Origin of the sequence: Sphingomicrobium astaxanthinifaciens (genome assembly GCF_022865105.1) — a bacterium.
Lineage (GTDB): Bacteria > Pseudomonadota > Alphaproteobacteria > Sphingomonadales > Sphingomonadaceae > Sphingomicrobium > Sphingomicrobium astaxanthinifaciens.
In genome coordinates, this window is record NZ_JAKNYM010000001.1 from 504,843 (window position 1) to 525,197 (window position 20,355).

23 protein-coding genes are annotated in these 20,355 nt (G+C 67.7%); 21 read left to right on the forward strand and 2 right to left on the reverse strand.

Annotated features, from left to right (window positions below; genetic code table 11):
* Nucleotides 1-42 precede the first annotated feature (42 nt).
* Together L8951_RS02460 and L8951_RS02465 are read right to left on the reverse strand one after the other, a co-directional pair.
* On the reverse strand, nt 43-1,428 hold the full coding sequence (locus tag L8951_RS02460; RefSeq protein WP_244381412.1) for a M20/M25/M40 family metallo-hydrolase: 1,386 nt from the start codon (nt 1,426-1,428) through the stop codon (nt 43-45).
* Between the two features lie 102 nt (nt 1,429-1,530).
* Nucleotides 1,531-2,667 carry a S8 family serine peptidase gene (locus L8951_RS02465; protein ID WP_244381413.1) on the reverse strand — a complete coding sequence of 379 codons (1,137 nt, stop codon included), beginning with the start codon at nt 2,665-2,667 and terminating at the stop codon, nt 1,531-1,533.
* A 306-nt stretch (nt 2,668-2,973) separates the two neighbouring features.
* Between L8951_RS02465 and L8951_RS02470 the strand changes: the two genes are divergently transcribed.
* The 21 genes from L8951_RS02470 to metK all read left to right on the forward strand — a co-directional run bounded on the left by L8951_RS02470 (nt 2,974) and on the right by metK (nt 20,354).
* On the forward strand, nt 2,974-4,473 hold the full coding sequence (locus L8951_RS02470; protein ID WP_244381414.1) for a CoA-acylating methylmalonate-semialdehyde dehydrogenase: 1,500 nt from the start codon (nt 2,974-2,976) through the stop codon (nt 4,471-4,473).
* A 47-nt stretch (nt 4,474-4,520) separates the two neighbouring features.
* Nucleotides 4,521-4,973 (forward strand): hypothetical protein, encoded by a 453-nt coding sequence (locus L8951_RS02475; RefSeq protein ID WP_244381415.1) that lies wholly within the window; start codon nt 4,521-4,523, stop codon nt 4,971-4,973.
* Complete coding sequence (locus tag L8951_RS02480; RefSeq protein WP_244381416.1) at nt 4,970-5,353, forward strand: RidA family protein; 384 nt, start codon at nt 4,970-4,972, stop codon at nt 5,351-5,353. Before L8951_RS02475 ends, L8951_RS02480 begins: the two co-directional genes overlap by 4 nt.
* Nucleotides 5,350-5,778, forward strand: coding sequence for a hypothetical protein (locus L8951_RS02485; RefSeq protein WP_244381417.1), 429 nt, complete (start codon nt 5,350-5,352; stop codon nt 5,776-5,778). Before L8951_RS02480 ends, L8951_RS02485 begins: the two co-directional genes overlap by 4 nt.
* Nucleotides 5,779-5,819: 41 nt before the next feature.
* Nucleotides 5,820-6,962, forward strand: a complete 1,143-nt coding sequence (locus L8951_RS02490; protein WP_244381418.1) for an acyl-CoA dehydrogenase family protein — start codon at nt 5,820-5,822, stop codon at nt 6,960-6,962.
* Between the two features lies 1 nt (nt 6,963).
* Nucleotides 6,964-8,022 carry an enoyl-CoA hydratase/isomerase family protein gene (locus L8951_RS02495; protein ID WP_244381419.1) on the forward strand — a complete coding sequence of 353 codons (1,059 nt, stop codon included), beginning with the start codon at nt 6,964-6,966 and terminating at the stop codon, nt 8,020-8,022.
* Nucleotides 8,019-8,795: an enoyl-CoA hydratase gene (locus L8951_RS02500; protein ID WP_244381420.1), complete on the forward strand. Its 777-nt coding sequence runs from the start codon at nt 8,019-8,021 to the stop codon at nt 8,793-8,795. Before L8951_RS02495 ends, L8951_RS02500 begins: the two co-directional genes overlap by 4 nt.
* On the forward strand, nt 8,792-9,262 hold the full coding sequence (locus tag L8951_RS02505; RefSeq protein ID WP_244381421.1) for a hypothetical protein: 471 nt from the start codon (nt 8,792-8,794) through the stop codon (nt 9,260-9,262). The genes L8951_RS02500 and L8951_RS02505 overlap by 4 nt, the downstream gene beginning before the upstream one ends.
* Nucleotides 9,263-9,272: 10 nt before the next feature.
* Nucleotides 9,273-10,175, forward strand: a complete 903-nt coding sequence (gene mmsB / locus L8951_RS02510) for a 3-hydroxyisobutyrate dehydrogenase (protein ID WP_244381422.1) — start codon at nt 9,273-9,275, stop codon at nt 10,173-10,175.
* 31 nt (nt 10,176-10,206) lie between these two features.
* Nucleotides 10,207-10,785: a NifU family protein gene (locus L8951_RS02515; RefSeq protein ID WP_244381675.1), complete on the forward strand. Its 579-nt coding sequence runs from the start codon at nt 10,207-10,209 to the stop codon at nt 10,783-10,785.
* 105 nt (nt 10,786-10,890) lie between these two features.
* The gene (tsaB, locus tag L8951_RS02520) at nt 10,891-11,499 is read left to right on the forward strand and encodes a tRNA (adenosine(37)-N6)-threonylcarbamoyltransferase complex dimerization subunit type 1 TsaB (protein ID WP_244381676.1); all 609 of its coding nucleotides are present in this window, start codon (nt 10,891-10,893) and stop codon (nt 11,497-11,499) included.
* 2 nt (nt 11,500-11,501) lie between these two features.
* Complete coding sequence (locus tag L8951_RS02525; protein ID WP_244381423.1) at nt 11,502-11,987, forward strand: GNAT family N-acetyltransferase; 486 nt, start codon at nt 11,502-11,504, stop codon at nt 11,985-11,987.
* 101 nt (nt 11,988-12,088) lie between these two features.
* Nucleotides 12,089-12,511: a Ros/MucR family transcriptional regulator gene (locus L8951_RS02530; protein ID WP_244381424.1), complete on the forward strand. Its 423-nt coding sequence runs from the start codon at nt 12,089-12,091 to the stop codon at nt 12,509-12,511.
* Nucleotides 12,512-12,596: 85 nt separating this feature from the next.
* Nucleotides 12,597-13,028, forward strand: coding sequence for a Fur family transcriptional regulator (locus L8951_RS02535; protein WP_244381425.1), 432 nt, complete (start codon nt 12,597-12,599; stop codon nt 13,026-13,028).
* Entirely contained in the window at nt 12,991-13,773 is a 783-nt protein-coding gene (locus tag L8951_RS02540; RefSeq protein ID WP_244381426.1) for a lysophospholipid acyltransferase family protein, read from the forward strand. Before L8951_RS02535 ends, L8951_RS02540 begins: the two co-directional genes overlap by 38 nt.
* Complete coding sequence (miaB, locus tag L8951_RS02545) at nt 13,770-15,098, forward strand: tRNA (N6-isopentenyl adenosine(37)-C2)-methylthiotransferase MiaB (RefSeq protein WP_244381427.1); 1,329 nt, start codon at nt 13,770-13,772, stop codon at nt 15,096-15,098. The genes L8951_RS02540 and miaB overlap by 4 nt, the downstream gene beginning before the upstream one ends.
* Nucleotides 15,098-16,093 carry a PhoH family protein gene (locus tag L8951_RS02550; RefSeq protein ID WP_244381428.1) on the forward strand — a complete coding sequence of 332 codons (996 nt, stop codon included), beginning with the start codon at nt 15,098-15,100 and terminating at the stop codon, nt 16,091-16,093. Before miaB ends, L8951_RS02550 begins: the two co-directional genes overlap by 1 nt.
* Nucleotides 16,090-16,611, forward strand: coding sequence for an rRNA maturation RNase YbeY (gene ybeY, locus L8951_RS02555; RefSeq protein ID WP_244381429.1), 522 nt, complete (start codon nt 16,090-16,092; stop codon nt 16,609-16,611). The genes L8951_RS02550 and ybeY overlap by 4 nt, the downstream gene beginning before the upstream one ends.
* Nucleotides 16,592-17,476: a hemolysin family protein gene (locus L8951_RS02560; protein ID WP_244381430.1), complete on the forward strand. Its 885-nt coding sequence runs from the start codon at nt 16,592-16,594 to the stop codon at nt 17,474-17,476. The genes ybeY and L8951_RS02560 overlap by 20 nt, the downstream gene beginning before the upstream one ends.
* Nucleotides 17,476-19,098, forward strand: a complete 1,623-nt coding sequence (gene lnt, locus L8951_RS02565) for an apolipoprotein N-acyltransferase (RefSeq protein ID WP_244381431.1) — start codon at nt 17,476-17,478, stop codon at nt 19,096-19,098. Before L8951_RS02560 ends, lnt begins: the two co-directional genes overlap by 1 nt.
* 41 nt (nt 19,099-19,139) lie before the next feature.
* Nucleotides 19,140-20,354, forward strand: coding sequence for a methionine adenosyltransferase (metK, locus tag L8951_RS02570; protein WP_244381432.1), 1,215 nt, complete (start codon nt 19,140-19,142; stop codon nt 20,352-20,354).
* Nucleotide 20,355 lies beyond the last annotated feature (1 nt).

A 20,355-nucleotide genomic window follows, 5' to 3' on the forward strand; every position in this document is an offset into this window, starting at 1 on the left:
TGGCCGCCAAGATGGGGGCGGCACCGTCAAAAGAAAAGCCCGCTATTCCCGCGGCTCTTCGACGATGGGCGCGAAATCGCCGCCAGGGACCGCCGAGACGACGGGGCTGTAGAGATGCTCGGTGCTCGCCGAGGCCACCCCGAACATCCAGTCGTCGACGCGAATGCCCTCGAGCACCACCTCGCACATCTCGGCGCTGCAATCGGCGGGATCGACCCGGCGATGGTCTGCGCCCCAATTGGCGGCGTCGGTGCGCCGCCACGTCACCTTGTAATGATCGGCGCTCGGCACCGGCTGCCAGCGCAGCGTCGTGTCGGTCTGCACCGCGCCCTCGGCCTCGACCCCCATCGGCGGCGGCGGCGCGCTCGCGAGCGCGGCCAGCGCTGCCGTGTTGAGCCGCGTCGCCTTGGCCATATAGGCGAAATCCAGTTCCTCGATCACGTCGCCGTAGAAGACGCCGTCCTCGGTTCGCAGGTCCTGGTGCTGGTGGTCGTAGTCCTCGACCGGCACGGTCACGCGCACCGCCGGATAGCCCGCCTCGAGAAAGCGGATATGGTCGCCGCCCCGCCCCCAGCGATCGGTGCGCCATACCTGCCGCACGTCGAGCCCGATCCCCGGCATACGGTCGGCGAGCGCGTCGAGCCAGCGCGACAGGTTGCGGCTCGGCGCGTCATTCTCGCCGCCGAGCCGGTGCATCGCCGCGCGCATCGCCGCGTCATTGCCCTGCCGCCTCGGCCCTTCGGAGAAGACGCGGATGACGTCGGGTTCGCAATAGCCGTCCGAACCGCAATTGGCGCCGATCATGTCGTTGTTGAGATTGGCGATGACGTTCCAGCCCTGCGCCTTGGCATAGTCGGCGAGGATGCGTGCCCCCACTAGACCCTGCTCCTCGCCAGCCAGCGCGGCGATGATGATCGTGCCGGGGAATTGCTCCTCGGCAAGCAGCCGCGCCGCCTCCAGCCCCCCTGCGACGCCCGATGCGCTATCGTTCGCGCCCGGCGCATCGTCGGTGGAATTCATCACTTCGCTGACCCGGCTGTCGAGATGCGCGGTATAGATGACCACGTCGTTGGGTCGCTCGGTCCCCCGCTTGATCCCGACCGCGCTGCAAACCAGCGTCGGCTCGGGAATGCGCGGCCCCGTCGCGGTATCGCAGACGCGCACCGGCTCGAGCCCGAACGCCTCCATTTCGCGGAGCACCCAGTTCACCGCCGCGCCGATGCCGCGTTCGGGATCGGTCTGGCTCGACAGCGTGTGCCGCGTCCCGAACCCGACCATGGCGTCGAGGTCGGCCCGCAGCCGCGCCTCCGACACGTCCGCCGACAGCGCCTCCAGCCGCGCCGCGACCGCCTGGTGATGGTCCTCGTGATGGTGCGCCCCGTGATGATTGTCGGCGGCGAGGACGAGGGTCATGGCAGTCAAAAGCATGCGGAGTCTCCTTTGGCGCGGAGCCTTGCAGGAAGCGCGTCAAAAGAGAAGGGGCCGGCACCTCGCGGCACCGGCCCCTTCCCTTTCGGACTGTCGAAGCGCCTAGCGGATGCCAAGCTGCTCGGCGGTGCCGTCACCCGAGGTGTCGTTGATGGCGCCGCCATTGTTGATGCTGTTCTGGGTCATCAGGATGCCCGCCGCATGCGGCGCCGCCATCGAGGTCCCCGACAGCGTGGCATAGCCGCCCGACTTGTAGGTCGAACCGATGCCGACACCCGGTTCGGCATAATCGATCACCGACCCGTAGTTCGAGAAGCTTGCCAGCTTGTTCGACGAATCGACGGCGCTGATGGTCAGCACGCGCGGTCCGTCGGCACGCGCCGGGCTCGTATTGCTGGCGTCCATCGATTCGTTGCCCGCGGCAAGAACCATCCACACGCCGCCGGCCGCAGCGGCCTCGACCGCAGCGTCGAGCGTCGGCGACACGCCGCCACCGAGCGACATGTTGGCAACATCGCCCGAGCTGGCGTTGGCGGCGACCCAGTCGACGCCCGCGATGACGCCCGAGATCGACCCCGAGCCGCGACGATCGAGCACGCGCACCGAGGTCACCGGGGCACCGGGCGCGACGCCCTTGTAGCCGATCGCATTGTCGACCGCGCCGATGGTACCCGCGACATGGGTGCCGTGACCGTTCTGGTCATCGGCGTTCTTGCCGACCGCATAGAAGTGCGGGCCGACGACATTGAGGTCGGGGTGGTCGAGATCGATACCGCTGTCGATGACATAGGCCTTGCGACCCGAAACCGGCGCGCCCGAGCCGACCGTCTGGACGCCCCAGTCGACCGTCTGGGTGGGATCGCCGCCGTCACCGCCGCCGCCGCCACCCGGGCCCTTGCCCGGCGGAGGCGCCATCACCGACAGGGTCACCAGCTTGTCCTGTTCGCACGAGGCGATGCTCGCGTTGGCCGCGCGCAGGTTGGCGACATCGGCCCGCATGCTCGCCCCCGCGGGCATTTTCACGGCAAAGCCGCGCACCGTGTTCTGGTAGGTGAAGGTCAGCTGCCCGCCCGCGCCATTGGCGGCGCGCTGCGACTGGGCGCGCACCTGACCGGGGGACACGGCAGCGTCGAAGGTGCAGATATACTGGCCCGCGATCGGCTTGGCCGGTGCCGCATGCGCGGCCGAAGCAAGCGTGACCGCCGAAACCGCGGCGGCAAGATATGCAAATTTTTTCAAGTTCCGTACTCCCCGTGTCGGGCGAAGCCCCACGCTCCGCTTGTTTCCGAAGGCGACACGCTCCCGGCAAGCCCGCGCACGGTCAAGTGCGGTACCCGACAAAGAGTTGGATTAGCGCAATAAAGCGCTCGCTGTTACACAAATGCAACAAGCCTGTACCGCTTCGGGACGGTGAGAGCGCTCCCATCGCAAAGCGGCGACGAGCGGCGTCGATCCCTCGCATCGCGCGGCTCGTCTCCGCCCCGCTTTTCATTGGCCGCGCTGCTCGCTAGGACGCGGGCCAAGGATCAGTAGAGAGGATTGTTCATGCGGAGCGTGAAGCATTACATCAACGGTAAGGCGGTCGAGGCCGGCAGCCGCAAGCACCCCATTTTCAACCCGTCGGAAGGTAAGCAGCAGGCCGAGGTCGGCCTCGCCGGCAAGGACGCGCTGCAGCAGGCCGTCGACGCCGCCAATGCGGCGCAGCCCGCCTGGGCGGCAATGAACCCGCAAAAGCGCGCGCGCATCTTCTACAAGTTCAAGGCGCTCGTCGAAGAGCATCACCAGGAACTGGCCGAACTGCTCTCGTCCGAGCACGGCAAGGTCGTCGAGGATGCCAAGGGCGACGTCCAGCGCGGGCTCGACGTGATCGAATTCTGCTGCGGCATCCCGCATCTGATGAAGGGCGAATACACCCAGGGCGCGGGGCCCGGCATCGACGTCTATTCGATGCGCCAGCCGCTCGGCATCGGCGCGGGCATCACCCCGTTCAACTTTCCCGCGATGATCCCGATGTGGATGTTCGGCCCCGCCATCGCCACCGGCAACGCCTTCATCCTCAAGCCGAGCGAAAAGGATCCCAGCGTCCCCGTTCGCCTCGCCGAACTGATGACCGAAGCAGGGCTGCCCGACGGCATCCTCAACGTCGTCCATGGCGACAAGGAAATGGTCGATGCGATCATCGAGCATGAGGACATCAAGGGCATCAGCTTTGTCGGCTCCTCGGCCATCGCCGAATATATCTATTCGGGCGGTACCGCGCGCGGCAAGCGTGTGCAGGCCTTCGGCGGCGCCAAGAACCACGGCATCGTCCTGCCCGACGCCGACCTCGACCAGGTCGTCAACGATCTGACCGGCGCGGCCTTCGGCTCGGCGGGCGAACGCTGCATGGCGCTCCCCGTCGTGGTGCCCGTCGGCGAGGACACCGCCGAGCGGCTGCGCGAAAAGCTCGTCCCCGCGATCAAGGGGCTGCGCGTCGGCGTCTCCAACGACCCCGAGGCGCATTACGGCCCGGTGGTGACCGAGCAGCACAAGCAGACGGTCGAGAACTGGATCGCCAAATGCGCCGAGGAGGGCGGCGAGCTCGTCGTCGACGGGCGCGGGCTCGAACTGCAGGGCACCGACGGCTGGTTCGTCGGCCCGACGTTGTTCGACCATGTGAAGCCGCATTTCGAGAGCTACAAGGAAGAGATTTTCGGCCCCGTCCTGCAGATGGTCCGCGCCGATAATTTCGAGGAAGCCGTGCGCCTTCCCTCCGACCACCAATATGGCAATGGCGTCGCCATCTTCACCCGCAACGGGCACGCCGCGCGCGAATTCGCCGCGCGCGTCAATGTCGGCATGGTCGGCGTCAACGTGCCGATCCCGGTGCCGGTGAGCTACCACACCTTCGGCGGCTGGAAGCGCTCGGGCTTCGGTGACATCGACCAGCACGGCCCCGACGGCATCCGCTTCTGGACCAAGGCCAAGAAGGTCACCCAGCGCTGGCCCGACGGCAGCGCGGCGGGCGACCATAAGGAAGCCTTCGTCATCCCGACGATGGGCTGAACATGACGCCGGCGTGGTGCGAAATGAGAGGGAGCGGGAGCGCACTCATGGCGCTCCCGCTCGTCCTCGCCCTCGCCGCCTGTGGCAGCAGCGATGACGTGGCGACCGGCGACGACTTGGTCACGGTCGAGTTCGCGAACGAAGCGGGGACGGCCCCCGCGACGCCCCCGCCCCCGCCCTCGGCCGCCCCTTCGGCGGCCGCGACCATTCCCGCCCGCTTTCACGGGCAGTGGGACTGGCACCGCGGCGAATGCGATCCGGGGTCGGAGAATTTCATCACCATCGGAGCCGATCGCATCACCTGGCGCGACACCGTCGGGCGCGCGAGCAACATCCGTGCGGTCGGCCAGAGTGTGATCATCGACCTCGCGCTCCAGGATGCCACCGATCGCTGGAGCGCGAGCCAGCGCCTCTCGCTGTCCGACGATGGTCGCCTCACCATGAGCGACCCCGCCGGCGGCGCGCGCGACATCGATCTCCACAAGAGGTGCGGCCGATGAAGCGCGCCGGCGGTGCCAGCCCCTATGAGGCGCTCTACGGCTTCTCGCGCGCCGTGCGTTCGGGCAATCGCATCCTCGTCGCGGGCACCGGCCCGGTCGAAGCGGACGGCAGCTCGACCCGCGGGGACGCCGCCGCGCAGGCACGTCGCTGCTTCGCCATCGCCGTCACCGCGATCGAGGAACTCGGCGGGCGGGTCGACGATACCGTGCGCACTCGCATGTACATCACCGATCCCGTCGATGCCGACGCCATCGGCAAGGTCCATGCCGAAATCTTCGGCGACGTTCGCCCCGCTGCCACGATGGTCGTCGTTGCGAGCCTGCTGCGCGCAGAATGGCGGGTCGAGATCGAGGCCGAGGCGCTAGTCGGAGAAGCATGATGATCCGCCTCATCCCCCTGCTGCCGCTCGCCCTGCTGGCCGGCTGCAACGAACTGCCCTCCGAGGACGAGGGCGGGACCATCGGCTACGACCGTCCCGCCGAGATCGCGCCGCAGCTCGAGCTGTCGACCGAGATCAACGACCTCAGCGATCGCAGCGCGCTCGCTGCCTTTGCCGGTCGCTATGGCGTCAGCGCCGCCGATTGCGATCCCGACAATCGCTACATGACCGAATATATCGAGGTGGCCGATGTCGGCTTCGCCTATCGCGGCGAGCTCAACACGCTCCACAGTATCGACAGCGACACGCGCTTCACTTTCTCCTCGTCCGACGGCGCCCGCGAGACGCTCGCCTTTGCCGACGGCGACTTGCTGCGCTGGCCCGACGACCGGGCCCGGCGTACCGTCTACCAGCGCTGTCGCTGACCCCCTTTGCCATCATCGCCGAGGGTGCTAGTGCCCCGCCCATGACCCAGTTCGACCTGACAGACGATCAGCGCCAGATCTTCGAAATGGCGCAGAAATTCACCGCCGAAGAGATCACTCCCCATGCCGCCAAGTGGGACGAGGAGCATATCTTCCCCAAGGACGTGATCCGGCAGGCCGCCGAGCTCGGCTTCGGCTCGATCTACGTATCGGAGGAAAGCGGCGGCATCGGCCTCGGGCGGCTCGAGGCCGCTTTGATCATGGAGGCGATGGCCTATGGCTGCCCCTCGACCAGCGCCTTCATCTCGATCCACAACATGGCCAGCTGGATGATCGACCGCTTCGGCGACCAGCAATTGAAGGATCGCTACCTTCCCGACCTCATCCCGATGGAGCGGATGGCGAGCTACTGCCTGACCGAACCGTCCTCGGGCTCGGACGCTGCCGCCTTGAAGACCAAGGCGGTGCTCGAGGGCGATCATTATGTCGTCTCGGGCTCCAAGGCCTTCATCTCGGGCGCGGGCGAGAATGAGGTCTATGTCGTCATGACGCGCACCGGCGAGCCCGGCCCCAAGGGCATCACCGCGCTGGTCATCGAAAAGGACATGGACGGCGTCTCCTTCGGCGCCAACGAGAAAAAGCTCGGCTGGCATTCGCAGCCGACCCGGCAGGTCAATTTCGATGGCGTGAAGGTGCCCGTCGCCAACCGCCTCGGCGGCGAGGGCGAGGGTTTCCGGATCGCCATGATGGGCCTCGACGGCGGGCGCCTCAACATCGGCGCCTGTTCGCTGGGCGGCGCCCAGCGCTGCCTCGACGAGGCGGTCGCCTACACCAAGGAGCGCTCGCAGTTCGGCAAGGCGATCGCCGACTTCCAGAACACCCAGTTCATGCTCGCCGACATGGAGACCGAACTGCAGGCCGCGCGCGTCCTCCTCTACGCCGCCGCGGTGAAGGTCACCGAGAACGCGCCCGACAAGACCAAGTTCGCGGCGATGGCCAAGCGGCTCGCCACCGACACCGGCTCTAGCGTCGTCGATCGCGCGCTCCAGCTGCACGGCGGCTACGGCTATCTCCAGGACTATCCGATCGAGCGCTTCTGGCGCGACCTTCGCGTCCACTCGATCCTCGAGGGCACCAACCAGATCATGCGGATGATCATCAGCCGCGACATGCTGAGGCAGTAGCATGACCGACGACGTCCTGGTCCTTCGCGAAGGCCGCCTCGGCCGCCTCCGCCTCAATCGCCCCCGGGCGATCCACGCGCTCACCCACGCCATGTGCGAGAAGATGAGCGAGGCGCTGCTGCAATGGCGCACCGACCCCGACATCGACGCGGTCATGATCGATCATGCCGAGGGCCGCGGGTTCTGCGCCGGCGGCGATGTCGTGGCGCTCTACAAATCGGGCAAGTCGGACGGCAGGGAAGCCGCTGCCTTCTTCCATGCCGAATATCGGTTGAACCACCTATTGTTCACCTATGACAAGCCGGTGGTCGCGATCATGGACGGCATCACCATGGGCGGCGGGGTCGGCATCAGCCTGCCCTGCACCTATCGCGTCGCCACCGAGAACACCCGCCTCGCCATGCCCGAGACCGGCATCGGCCTCTTTCCCGACGTCGGCGGCGGGCGCTATCTCTCGCGCCTTCCCGGCCATGTCGGCGAGTTCATGGCCTTGACCGGCGCGCGCCTCGACGGTGCCGAATGCCATTATCTCGGTCTCGCCACCCACTATGTCGACAGTGCCGGGCTCGAGGAGCTGAAGGAGCGGATCATCGCCGCCCCCGCCCGCGTCCAGGGTGCGCTCGGCACCGCCTCGACCACCCCGCCCGAAGCGCGCATCGAGGCCAACCTCCCGCGTATCGCCAAGCATTTCCAGCACGAGACCGTCGAGCAGATCTGCGCCAGCCTCGAAAATGGCGAGAGCGACTGGGCGGCGACCGAGCGCGACACCATCGGCACCAAGTCGCCCTTGAGCCTCAAGGTGTCGCTCCGCCTCGTGCGCGAGGGCGCGACGCGCGAGGATTTCGCCGAGGAGATGAAGGCCGAATATGCGCTCGCCACCAAGGTCGTGCGCACCCACGACTTCATCGAGGGCGTGCGCGCGTTGCTGGTCGACAAGGACAACGAGCCCAAGTTCGATCCCGCCACCCCGGCCGGCGTGAGCGAGGCGATGGTCGACGACCTGTTCGCCCCGCTCCCCGCCGACCAGTCCTGGACCCCTTTCCCGGAGACGCAAGCATGAGCGAGTACGACACCATTCTCGTCGAGAAAAAGGACGCGGTGACGCTGGTCACGCTCAACCGCCCCAAGGCGCTCAATGCGCTCAACAGCCAGGTCCTCGCCGACCTCATCGACGCCTTTGCCGCCTACGACGCCGACGACAGCCAGCGCTGCCTCGTCCTGACGGGCTCGGAAAAGGCCTTCGCCGCCGGGGCCGACATCAAGGAGATGCAGGACCAGGGCTTTGCCGAGATGTTCGCCTCCAACTATTTCGGCGGCTGGGAAAAGGTCACCGCGACGCGCAAGCCGTGGATCGCGGCGGTGTCGGGCTATGCGCTCGGCGGCGGTTGCGAGGTGGCGATGATGGCCGATTTCATCATCGCCGGCGACAATGCCAAGTTCGGCCAGCCCGAGATCAAACTCGGGGTCACCCCGGGGATGGGGGGCTCGCAGCGGCTCACCCATGCGATCGGCAAGGCCAAGGCGATGGAGATGTGCCTCACCGGGCGGATGATGGATGCCGCCGAGGCCGAGACCGCGGGCCTCGTCGCGCGCGTCGTGCCCGCGGCGGTGCTGCTCGAGGAAGCGCTCAAGACCGCGGCCGAGATCGCCGCCATGCCCCCGCTTGCCGCCATCGCCAACAAGGAGATGGTCAACGCCGCCTACGAGATGACGCTGTCGAACGGCATCCTCTTCGAACGCCGCCTGTTCCACGGGCTGTTCGGGACGCAGGACCAGAAGGAAGGCATGGCCGCCTTCGTCGAAAAGCGCCCGGGGAACTGGACCGGCAGATGACCCTCGCCGCGCTCGGCAACCCTGCCGTCGCGCCGCGCCCGACGCGGTGGCTCGGGGTCGAGGCGGCAAGGGACTATCTTCTCAAGACCTATGCGATCGAGGGTCCCGGCGAGACATTCGAGCGCGCGCGCTTTGCCGACTGGGACGCGGCGGTCGCGCCCGCGCTCCCCAGCCCCGCGCGCGACGCGCTGCGCCCCGGGGTCGGCTTCGTCATTTTCCACCAGGCCGCGATCGGCGACTATCTCGTTCTCGGCCGCTGGGACAATCGCAACGAGCTCAAGCTGCCGGTCTGGGTCGCCCCGCCCGGGTCGGCGCGCTTCGCGCCCGCCGGCGAGCGCCAGTCGCTGTGCGTCTGGGACCTTGATATCATCATCGCCGAGCGCGATGCCTTCGTCCTCGCCACCGGCGCCGACGGGCTGGACATCGAGCGCTATCTCGGCCAGCCCGCGCGGGCTATTCAGGACTAGGAGACAGAGCATGGCAGTGATCGGCTTCATCGGCCTTGGCAACATGGGCGGCGGGATGGCCGCGAACCTCGCCAAGGCGGGGCACGAGGTCCGCGCCTTCGACCTCAGCGCCGACGCGCTCGAGCGCGCTCGCGGCCATGGCTGCAGCCCGGTTGACGATGCCGTGGCCGCGGTGACCGGGGCCGAGGCGATCGTCACCATGCTGCCCGCCGGCAAGCATGTCGCTTCGGTCTACGCCGACAGCGTCATTCCCAACGCCGACAAGTCGGCGATCCTGATCGACTGTTCGACCATCGATGTCGCCACCGCGCGCGAGGTCGAGAACAAGGCCAAGGAGGCCGGCCTCACGATGGTCGATGCGCCCGTCTCGGGCGGCATCGCGGCCGCCGACGCGGGCACGCTGACCTTCATGGTCGGCGGCTCGGCCGACGGGTTCGAGAGCGCCCGGCCGATCCTCGAGAAAATGGGCAAGGCGGTGATCCACGCCGGGGACGCGGGTGCCGGTCAGGCCGCCAAGATCTGCAACAACATGCTGCTCGGCGCGACCATGGCGGCGACCTGCGAGACCTTCGCGCTCGCGCAGAAGCTCGGGCTCGACCCGCAGGTTTTCTACGACATCTCCTCGAAGGCGTCGGGCCAGTCCTGGTCGATGACCAGCTACTGCCCGGTGCCGGGCGTCGGTCCCGAGACGCCCGCCGACCGTGGCTACCAGGGCGGTTTTGCCGCGGCGCTGATGCTCAAGGACCTCAAGCTCGCGATGGAAGCGGCGGACAAGGCGGGGGCCTATACGCCGATGGGCGGCGAAGCCGAGGAGCTCTACCAGCGCTTTGTCGATCTTGGGGGGGCGGCCACGGATTTCTCGGGGCTGATCAAGATGATCGACGATAGCTGGGACGCCGACAAAAAGGGTTGATCCGGTCCGAATTGCTCCCCACATGGGCGCCATGCTGATCGAGACCGAAAAGACCCCCAACCCGTCGACCCGCAAGTTCCTGCCGGGCCGCACCGTCATGGAAACGGGCGGGCGCGATTTCCCGACCCTGGAAAGCGCGGAGGCGAGCCCGCTCGCCGAAGCGCTGTTCGACAGCCAGATGGTCGACGGGGTCTATTTCGGCCGCGATTTCGTCTCGGTCAGCGCCGCCCCCGGGGTCGAATGGGCGCAGCTCGAGCCGATCGTGCTCGAGACACTGATGGATCATTTCCTTACCGACGCGCCGCTGTTCAAGCCGGGCAGCGCCGCCGATATCCATGTCGCCGCTGACGCCGACATGACGATCGAGGAGGATCCCGAGGACGCCGACATCATCGCCCAGATCAAGGAGCTGATCGAGACCCGCGTGCGTCCGGCGGTGGCGCAGGACGGAGGCGACATCGTCTATCGCGGCTACAAGGACGGTCATGTCTTCCTCGCGCTCCAGGGCGCCTGCTCGGGCTGTCCGTCGTCGACCATCACGCTCAAGAACGGGATCGAGGGACTGATCAAGCATTATGTCCCCGAGGTCGTCAGCGTCGAGGCGATCTAGCAATATTTTCACCAGTGCAGGCGCGCCCCGCGGGGTTGCGCTGAGGTCATTTCTATGTCGTCATCCCGACTCGGGGGGCGGATCGGGAGAAACGCCTTGATCCTCGTGATCGAGACATCGACGGGCATGTGCAGCGTGGCCTTGCTCGACGGCGGCAAGGTCGTCGACAGCCGGGCCGAACGGATCGGTCGCGGCCATGCCGAGCGTCTCGTGCCGATGATCGAGGACCTGCTGGACCGCCGCGTCCCAAGCCGCATCCTGGTCTCGGTCGGCCCCGGCAGCTTCACCGGCGTACGCGTCGGCATCGCCGCCGCGCAGGGGCTGGCGATCGGTTGGAATGTCCCGCTGTCGGGATTCTCCTCGCTCGCCGCCATCGCCGCCGCCGCGCGCGCCGAGCATCCCGAGGCCTCGACGATCACCGCGGCGATGCCGGGGGGGCATGGCGAACTCTTCTTGCAGGACTATGGAGGCCGTACGCTCAAGGCGCTCGGAGCGCCGCGCAGCCTGCCTCCCATCGCGGCCGCCGCCGAGACGTCGAGCGACCTCGTCGCCGGTCCCGCCGCCGCTGCGCTCGTCGAGGCCGGGGCGCCGGCCCCCGCGATCGAGCTTGCCCCCCTCGCCGCGCAGGCCGCGCTCCTGCCTTCGGCGCTCGGCGCGCTCGCCGTCGCGCCACTTTACGTCCGGGCCCCCGACGCCAAGCCGAAAGCCGCCTGAGCGTGGCCAGCATCCCCCACCCTCGGACGATCTGGATCGAGCGGGGAGGATATGACGATCTCGACGCGGCGATGGCGGTGATGGAGGCCGCCTTCGATCCGGCCAATGGCGAGGCGTGGAACCGGTCGCAATGCGGTGGCATCCTGCCGATGCGCGGGGTCGAATTCTTCCTCGTGCGCGCCGACGAAACCGCACCGGTCGCGGGCTTTGCGCTGTGGCGCACTCTGCTCGATGAAAGCGAATTGCTCCTCCTCGCCATCGATCCCGCGCACCAGGGCAAGGGGCTCGGCAAGTTGCTCCTCGACCGTTTCATCGATCACGCCAAGTCGGCAGGGGCGCACCGGCTCCACCTCGAAGTGCGCGACGGCAATCCCGCGGTCCACTTCTACGAACGCGCGGGCTTTCGGATCGCGGGTCGTCGGCGCGAATATTATCGTGGATTGCATGGCGAACGCCATGACGCGCTCACCTATTCGATGATCGTCTAGTCATACGCCGCGCCCGCCCTTGCCAGATACTTGCGAGCAACCTAAAGCGTCGGGGTTGGCGTGAACCCCTGAACGTTTTGATTGCTCGGAAAGACTAGACAATGGATGAAGAAACCCTGCGTGACGAAACGCTGATCACGCTGACCGCCGATATCGTCGCGGCGCACCTTGGCAACAACATGGTCGCGGTCGGCGATGTCCCCCAACTGATCGAGAATGTCCACGGCGCGCTGTCCAAGCTGCACGGTGGCGGTGCGAAGGCGGAGGAGAAGCCCGAACCGGCGGTCTCGATCCGCGCCTCGGTCAAACCCGACTATCTAGTCTGCCTCGAGGACGGCAAGAAGCTCAAGATGCTCAAGCGCCACCTCATGACGCACTATGACATGACCCCCGACGACTATCGGCAGAAATGGGGGCTCCCCGCCGATTATCCGATGGTCGCGCCCAATTATGCCGAACAGCGGCGCCAGCTCGCCAAGAAAATCGGGCTCGGCACCAAGGCCAAGCGCGGCAAGCGCAAGTAACGACGCGCGTGCTGGTGAAATCGAGGTCGCGTCCGGCGGGCGCGGCCTCTTTTCTTTGCGCGCGCGCGCGTCTACCTCTGGCTCCATGACCCGCAAGATCGATCTCGAGGCCGTCTGCGCCGAAAAGGGGCTGCGCATCACCGAGCAGCGCCGCGTCATCGCCAAGGTATTGGGCGAGAGCGAGGACCATCCCGATGTCGAGATGCTCCACGAACGCGCCAATGCGATCGATCCCAACATCTCGATCGCTACCGTCTACCGCACCGTGCGCCTGTTCGAAGAAGCGGGCATCCTCGAACGCCACGAATTCGGCGATGGTCGCTCGCGCTACGAGGCCGCCTCCGATGCCCACCACGACCATCTGATCGACGTCGAGACGGGAACGGTCGTCGAATTCGTCGACGAGGAGCTCGAGGAATTGCAAAAGCGCATCGCCGAGCGGCTCGGCTTCCGTCTCGTCGATCACCGAATGGAGCTTTATGGCGTCGCCCTCGACCGCAAAAAATCCGGCGACTAACTGGCCGCTCATCGGGCTCCGGCTCGTCCTCCTCGTCCTCCTGCTCGCGCTGCTCGCCCCGCTCCATGTCGTAGTGCGCGGGCTCGGCGGACGTGGCCCGGTGGCGCGCTGGTTCCTGCGCGGCGCGGGCTTCATCATGGGGCTGCGCGTCAAGCGGGTCGGCCCCGCCCCGCCGCGCCGCAGCCTCCTCCTCGTCAATCATGTCAGCTGGCTCGACATCCTCGCGATGGGCAGCGCGACGGGCTGCGCCTTCGTGTCCAAGGTGGAGGTGCGCGACCACCCGCTGACCAAGTGGCTCGCCGACCAGCGCGATACGCTCTACATCGAGCGGCAGAACCGCCGCAGCGTCGATGCGCAGATCGAGGCCATCCGGCGCCGCTTCGACCACCACCTCCCCCTCGCGCTCTTCCCCGAGGGCACGACCAGCGACGGCACCCGGCTGCTGCCCTTCCGCTCGCCGCTCCTCAAGGCGATCACCCCAGCGCCCCCGGGCGCCCATCTCATCCCCGTGGCGCTCGATTTCGAGGAGGCGGCGGCGATCGCGTGGCATGCCGGCGAACCCGGAATCGACAACGTCAAGCGGGTGCTGTCGCGCTGGCGCCCGGTGCGCGTCACGGTGCGGATGCTCGATCCGATCGAGATCAGCGACGATCGCAAGGCGATGGCTCGCGAGGCGCAGGCGCGGATCGCCGACGCTCTGGGCTTTAGCAGGACGGCACCTTCGGCTATGGCGGCGCCATCATGACCGAGACGAAAACCTACCGAATCAAGAGCTTCGGCTGCCAGATGAACGTCTATGACGGCGAGCGCATGGGCGAACTCTTGTCCGACAAGGGCATGCGCGCCGCCAAGGAAGGCGAAGACGCCGACCTCGTCGTGCTCAACACCTGCCACATCCGCGAGAAGGCCGCCGAGAAGGCCTATTCGGACGTCGGCCGCCTCAAGCGCGAGGACGGCAGCCGCCCGACGATCGCGCTCGCCGGCTGCGTCGCGCAGGCCGAGGGCGCCGAGGCGCAGCGCCGGTCCAAGATGATCGACGTCGTCGTCGGTCCGCAGGCCTATCACCGGCTTCCCGAGCTGGTCGAACAGGCGCGCCGCGGCGAGCGTCCGGTCGACACCGACATGCCCGCGATCAGCAAGTTCGACGCCATGCCCAAGCGCCGCAAGTCGGGGCCGAGCGCCTTCCTCACCGTCGCCGAGGGCTGCGACAAATTCTGCACCTATTGCGTCGTGCCCTACACCCGCGGCGCCGAGATCAGCCGCCCCTGGGCCGACATCGTCGATGAAGCCCATGCGCTGGTCGATGGCGGCGCCAGGGAAATCACCCTGCTGGGCCAGAATGTTTCGGCGTGGCGCGGCGAGGACGAAAAGGGCCGCTCCGGCGGTCTCGAACTGCTCGTCCGACGCCTCGCGAAAATCGACGGGCTGGAGCGCATTCGCTACACCACCAGCCACCCCGCCGACATGGACGAAGGGCTGATCGCCGCGCATGGCGAGGTGGAGAAACTGATGCCCTACCTGCACCTTCCCGTGCAGGCGGGTAGCGACCGCATCCTCAAGGCGATGAACCGCCATCACACGGTCGAAAGCTATTTGAAGCTCATCGAACGCTTCCGCGCCGCGCGACCCGACCTCGCTATCTCGGGCGATTTCATCGTCGGCTTCCCCGGCGAGACCGATGCCGAGTTCGAGGAGACGCTCCAGGTCGTGCGCGACGCGCGCTACGCTTCCGCCTTCAGCTTCAAATATTCGCCGCGTCCGGGCACCCCTGCCGCCGCCATGGACGGGCAGGTTCCCCAAGAGGTCATGAACGACCGGCTGCAGCGGCTGCAGGCACTGCTCGCCGAGCAGAGCCTCGCCTTCAATCGCTCGAAGATCGGCACGACGATGGACGTGCTGGTCGATCGCAAGGGCAAGAAGCCCGGGCAGATGATCGGCAAGTCGCCCTGGCTGCAATCGGTGTTCGCCCAGACCGACGCCGCGATCGGCGACATTTTGACCGTCGACATCCTCGATGCTTTGCCCAATAGTCTAGCGGGAATCGTCAAGCCCAAGGAGGCCGCCGCTTAATGGCAAAACGCGACGCTGTCGCCGCCGTCCACGAGGACCGCGCCCGTCTGGAACTGGAATTCGACCAGCCCTTCCTGCTCGGTCCCCTGTTCGGTGAATACGATCGCCACCTCGTCATCATCGAGGACCGGCTCGGGGTGAATATCGCGGCGCGCGGCAACAAGGTCATGATCGAGGGCGAAGCGGACAGCGCCAATCGCGCCCGCGAAGTCCTTCTCGGCCTCTACGAACGGCTCGACCAGGGGCAGGATGTCGACGCCGAGGTGATCGAGGCGGTCATCGGCATGGCCAACCAGCCCCAGCTCGACGGCATCATCGACAAGGAAGTCGCCGACCCGCCCAAGGTGCTGATCCGCACCCGCAAGAAGACGATCGCCCCGCGCAGCGCCAACCAGACCGTCTACATGAAGGCGCTGGCCAAGTCGGACATGATCTTTGCCCTCGGCCCCGCCGGGACCGGCAAGACCTATCTCGCCGTCGCGCAGGCGGTGTCGATGCTGATCACCGGCGCGGTCGAACGCCTCATCCTCTCGCGCCCCGCGGTCGAGGCCGGCGAACGCCTCGGCTTCCTGCCCGGCGACATGAAGGAAAAGGTCGATCCCTACCTGCGCCCGCTCTACGACGCGCTCTACGACATGCTCCCCGCCGAGCAGGTCGAGCGCCGCATCGCCAGCGGGGAAATCGAGATCGCGCCGATCGCCTTCATGCGCGGGCGCACGCTGAACGACGCCTTCATCATCCTCGATGAGGCGCAGAACACCACGCCCGCGCAGATGAAGATGTTCCTGACCCGGTTCGGCATGCGCAGCCGCATGGTCGTGTGCGGTGACCCCATGCAGGTCGATCTTCCCGACGGCAGCCGTTCGGGGCTTGCCGATGCGGTCGACAAGCTCGAGGGCGTGGACGGGATCGCCATGACCCGTTTCACCGCGGCCGATGTCGTGCGTCACCCACTGGTCGGACGCATCGTCGACGCCTATGAAGGGCCGCAATGAGCCTCACCATCAATATCGACGCCGACGACGACTGGGACAGTAGCAGCGCTCGCTTGAGCGAGCTTGCCGACCCCACGCTGCGCGCCGCCATTGCCGAGAGCGCCTATCCGGGACTTGCCGACACCGCGCGCGAGGTGGAGGTGAGCCTCGCGCTCCTCTCGGACGCCGACGTCCACGACCTCAACCGCCAGTGGCGCGAGAAGGACAGGCCGACCAACGTCCTCAGCTTTCCCATGATCGAGCCCGGCGAACTGGACGAGGCCGACCGCCCCGGCCCGCCGCTGATGCTCGGCGACATGGCGCTGGCGCATGGCGTCTGCGCGCGCGAGGCCAACGAGAAGAAGATCAGCCTCGAGGACCATGCCCGCCACCTGATGGTGCACGGCATGCTGCACCTCCTCGGCTACGACCATTTGAACGATGAAGAGGCGACCGACATGGAAGCGCGCGAGACCCGCGCGCTCGCCCGTCTCGGGATCGCCGACCCCTATGGAGACCATGATGGCCACCAAGCCTGAGGAAGGCTCGCGTTTATGGCGCGGCATGCGCGCGCTGTTTTTCGGCGAGGATGCCGAGCAGAGCCTGCGTGACCAGATCGAGGAGGCGATCGACGAGGCCGACGAGGCCGGACCCGCCAAGGTCGGCGACCTCAGCCCGCACGAGCGCACGATGCTGCGCAACCTGCTCCATTTCGCCGATCGCACCGCGGGCGATATCTGCGTGCCGCGCGGCGACATCATCGCGGTCAGCCGCGACAGCGACTTCGAGACCCTCGTCGAGCATTTCGCCGAGGCCGAACATAGCCGGCTGCCCGTGACCGGCGACAATCTCGACGAGATCGTCGGCATGATCCACATCAAGGACCTGTTCGCCGCCAAGGTCGGCAGCAAGCCGCGAGCGATCGAGGAGATCATGCGCGAACCGCTGTTCGTGCCGACGACCATGGGGGTGATCGACATCCTCGCCTCGATGCGCTCGCAGCGCGTCCACATGGCGGTCGTGGTCGACGAATTCGGCGGGACCGAGGGTCTGGTCACCATCGAGGACGTGGTCGAGGAGATCATCGGCGAGATCGAGGACGAGCATGACGAGGCCCCCGCGGCCGCGCTGGTGATCCTCGACGACGGCGTCTGGGAAGCCGATGCGCGGGTCGAGATGGAAGAGGTGATCGAGCATGTCGATCCCGCGCTCGCGTGGGAGGAGGACGAGGTCGACACGCTCGGCGGGCTCGCGTTCCTGCTGGCCGGCCGGATCCTCGAGCCGGGCCAGTCGGTCGAGCATCCCTCGGGCTGGCGGCTCGAGTGCATCGAGGCCGAACCCAAACGAATGACCCGGTTGCGCATCCACGCGCCCGAACCGGTTGCGCCCGACCCGACCGACTGATGCAACGCCTTCGCGCCCTGCTCGCGGGTCCGCGCGCCGCGCCGTGGCTCGCCCTGCTGCTGGGACTGGTCGGCGCGACCGGCTTCGCCCCGCTCGGCCTGTGGCCGCTGCTTCTCCTGTCGCTCGCCGGCCTGCTCGCGCTGCTCGACGCCGCCCGGACGCTCAAACGCGCCGCGCTCATCGGGTGGCTCTACGGGGTCGGCCAGTTCATGCTCGGGCTCAACTGGATCGCCACCGCCTTCACCTTCCAGTCGAACATGCCCGCCTGGCTCGGCTGGGTCGCGGTTCTCCTCCTGGGCCTCTTTCTCGCGCTCTATCCGCTGCTCGCCGCATTGCTCGCGCGGTGGGCGGCGCGCGGCAGCCGCCTCGCCCTTCCCCTGCTTCTTGCCGGCGGGTGGGCCGCGAGCGAATGGCTGCGCAGCATCCTGTTCACCGGCTTTGCTTGGAACCCGCTCGGCGTGGCGCTGATCGACACCCCGCTCGCCCCGATCGCCGTCTGGATCGGCACCTACGGGCTGTCCGCCGTCACGATCCTCCTGGCCGCGATCGCGTGGTGGCTCGCGCACCGGCGCTGGCGGCCTGCATTCCTGACCGCTGCGGTCGTGCTGCTCGGGCTGCTCGTCCCGCGACCCGAGGCGGGCGCGACCGCGGCCCTCCTCCGCACCGAAGCCGACTCACCGCCAGCGCCGCCTGCCGCGCCCCCACCCGCCGCGCCCGGCATCGTTCGCCCGGTCGAGATCCGCATCGTCCAGCCCGATATCGGACAGGCGGACAAATGGCGCGGCGGGTTCGACCAGGTCGCCGCCGACCGCTTGTCGGGCCTGACGCTCGGGCCACGCGCTCGCGGCCCGGCTCATATCGTCTTCTGGCCCGAGGCCGCGGTCACGCGCCCGCTTTCCGATGAACGCGCGAGCGCCGCCTCGTCGGTGCTGTTCGAACGCGCGCGCGCGCTGCGCGGCCTCGTCCCGGGGCAGACGCTGGTGACCGGCGGCATTGGCCTGCTCAGCGACGATGGCGCGACGGTCACGGCGGCGGTCAACAGCACCTATGTCCTGACGCCCGAGGCGGGTGTCGAGGGGCGCTACGACAAGGCGCATCTGGTGCCCTACGGCGAGTATCTCCCGATGCGCTGGCTGCTCGAACCGCTCGGTCTCTCGCGGCTCGCCCCCGGCGCCTTCGATTTCGACCCCGGCCCGGGACCGCGCCCGCTCCGCCTGCGCGGCACCGGCCTGCGGATGGGGGTCCAGATCTGCTACGAGATCATTTTCTCGGGGCGGGTGGCGCGCCCCGGCGCGCGGCCCGACTTCATCTTCAACCCCTCCAACGATGCCTGGTTCGGTGCCTGGGGGCCGCCCCAGCATCTCGCGCAGGCCCGGCTGCGCGCGCTCGAGGAAGGGCTGCCCGTGATCCGCTCGACCCCCACCGGGATCAGCGCGCTGATCGACGCCGAGGGAATGGTGGCGGCCCGGATCGGCCTTGGCGAACGGGGCGTGATCGACGCCGGCCTGCCACCGCCGACGCGCACGCCGACGCTGTTCTCGCGGTTCGGCAACGCGCTCCCGCTCGGTCTGGCTCTGGTCCTCGCCCTGCTCGGCATTGCCCTTGCCCGGCGCCCCCGTTAGACCTTCTCGCCAAGCCGTTCGGCACGACAAACAGGATTTCCATGCGCAAGAGCTATCTTTTCACCTCGGAAAGCGTTTCCGAAGGCCATCCCGACAAGGTCGCCGACCAGATCTCCGACGCGATCGTCGACCTGTTCCTGTCCAAGGATCCCGAGGCCCGCGTCGCGTGCGAGACGCTGGTCACCACCAACCGCGTCATCCTCGCCGGCGAGATCCGCGGGCAGGGCGTGATGACCCCCACCGGCGAATGGTCGCCCGGGATCAAGCGCGAGATCGAGGACAAGGTGCGCGCGACCGTCAAGCGGATCGGCTACGAACAGGACGGGTTCCACTGGGACAACCTGACCTTCGAGAATTTCCTCCACGCCCAGTCGGCGCACATCGCGCAAGGGGTCGATGCCAGCGGCAACAAGGACGAGGGCGCGGGCGATCAAGGGATCATGTTCGGCTTTGCCTGCGACGAGACCCCCGATCTCATGCCCGCCGCGATCGACTACAGCCACAAGATCCTCGAGCGGCTCGCCAACGACCGGCATGCGGGCAAGGCCCCCTTCCTCGAGCCCGACGCCAAGAGCCAGGTCACGCTGCGCTACGAGGACGGCCGCCCCGCCGCCTGCACCGCGGTCGTCGTCTCGACCCAGCATGTCGAAGGCTATGACAAGGGCGACAGGGAAGCCGAGCTCAAGGCCTATGTGAAGGACGTGGTCGCCGCCATCCTGCCCGCGGGGCTCCTGTCGGAGGACACCGTCTACCACATCAACCCGACCGGCAGTTTCGTCATCGGCGGCCCCGACGGCGACGCGGGGCTGACCGGGCGCAAGATCATCGTCGACACCTATGGCGGCGCCGCGCCCCATGGCGGGGGCGCCTTCTCGGGCAAGGATCCGACCAAGGTCGATCGCTCGGCTGCTTATGCCGCGCGCTATCTCGCCAAGAATATCGTCGCGGCGGGGTTGGCCCGGCGCTGCACCATCCAGCTCGCCTATGCGATCGGGGTGAGCCAGCCGCTCTCGCTCTATGTCGACACCCATGGAACGGGCAGCGTGCCCGACGACGCGCTCGAGGCGGCGATCTTCGCCATCCCGCGGCTCGGCGGCCTGACCCCGCGCGGCATCCGCACCTGTCTCGGGCTCAACCGGCCGATCTACGAGAAGAGCGCCGCCTACGGGCATTTCGGGCGTCAGCCCGAGGGCGACCATTTCCCGTGGGAGCGCACCGACCTGATCGCTGAACTGAAGGCCGCGCTCGAGGGCTGAG

Bases quoted from the DNA above. Each gene is read 5' to 3' on its own strand.
- L8951_RS02460 (WP_244381412.1), bottom strand. From the start codon at position 1,428: ATGCTTTTGACTGCCATGACCCTCGTCCTCGCCGCCGACAATCATCAC.
- L8951_RS02470 (WP_244381414.1), top strand. From the start codon at position 2,974: ATGCGGAGCGTGAAGCATTACATCAACGGTAAGGCGGTCGAGGCCGGC.
- L8951_RS02475 (WP_244381415.1), top strand. From the start codon at position 4,521: ATGGCGCTCCCGCTCGTCCTCGCCCTCGCCGCCTGTGGCAGCAGCGAT.
- L8951_RS02480 (WP_244381416.1), top strand. From the start codon at position 4,970: ATGAAGCGCGCCGGCGGTGCCAGCCCCTATGAGGCGCTCTACGGCTTC.
- L8951_RS02485 (WP_244381417.1), top strand. From the start codon at position 5,350: ATGATGATCCGCCTCATCCCCCTGCTGCCGCTCGCCCTGCTGGCCGGC.
- L8951_RS02490 (WP_244381418.1), top strand. From the start codon at position 5,820: ATGACCCAGTTCGACCTGACAGACGATCAGCGCCAGATCTTCGAAATG.
- L8951_RS02495 (WP_244381419.1), top strand. From the start codon at position 6,964: ATGACCGACGACGTCCTGGTCCTTCGCGAAGGCCGCCTCGGCCGCCTC.
- L8951_RS02500 (WP_244381420.1), top strand. From the start codon at position 8,019: ATGAGCGAGTACGACACCATTCTCGTCGAGAAAAAGGACGCGGTGACG.
- L8951_RS02505 (WP_244381421.1), top strand. From the start codon at position 8,792: ATGACCCTCGCCGCGCTCGGCAACCCTGCCGTCGCGCCGCGCCCGACG.
- mmsB (WP_244381422.1), top strand. From the start codon at position 9,273: ATGGCAGTGATCGGCTTCATCGGCCTTGGCAACATGGGCGGCGGGATG.
- L8951_RS02515 (WP_244381675.1), top strand. From the start codon at position 10,207: ATGCTGATCGAGACCGAAAAGACCCCCAACCCGTCGACCCGCAAGTTC.
- L8951_RS02530 (WP_244381424.1), top strand. From the start codon at position 12,089: ATGGATGAAGAAACCCTGCGTGACGAAACGCTGATCACGCTGACCGCC.
- L8951_RS02535 (WP_244381425.1), top strand. From the start codon at position 12,597: ATGACCCGCAAGATCGATCTCGAGGCCGTCTGCGCCGAAAAGGGGCTG.
- L8951_RS02540 (WP_244381426.1), top strand. From the start codon at position 12,991: ATGGCGTCGCCCTCGACCGCAAAAAATCCGGCGACTAACTGGCCGCTC.
- miaB (WP_244381427.1), top strand. From the start codon at position 13,770: ATGACCGAGACGAAAACCTACCGAATCAAGAGCTTCGGCTGCCAGATG.
- L8951_RS02550 (WP_244381428.1), top strand. From the start codon at position 15,098: ATGGCAAAACGCGACGCTGTCGCCGCCGTCCACGAGGACCGCGCCCGT.
- ybeY (WP_244381429.1), top strand. From the start codon at position 16,090: ATGAGCCTCACCATCAATATCGACGCCGACGACGACTGGGACAGTAGC.
- L8951_RS02560 (WP_244381430.1), top strand. From the start codon at position 16,592: ATGATGGCCACCAAGCCTGAGGAAGGCTCGCGTTTATGGCGCGGCATG.
- lnt (WP_244381431.1), top strand. From the start codon at position 17,476: ATGCAACGCCTTCGCGCCCTGCTCGCGGGTCCGCGCGCCGCGCCGTGG.
- metK (WP_244381432.1), top strand. From the start codon at position 19,140: ATGCGCAAGAGCTATCTTTTCACCTCGGAAAGCGTTTCCGAAGGCCAT.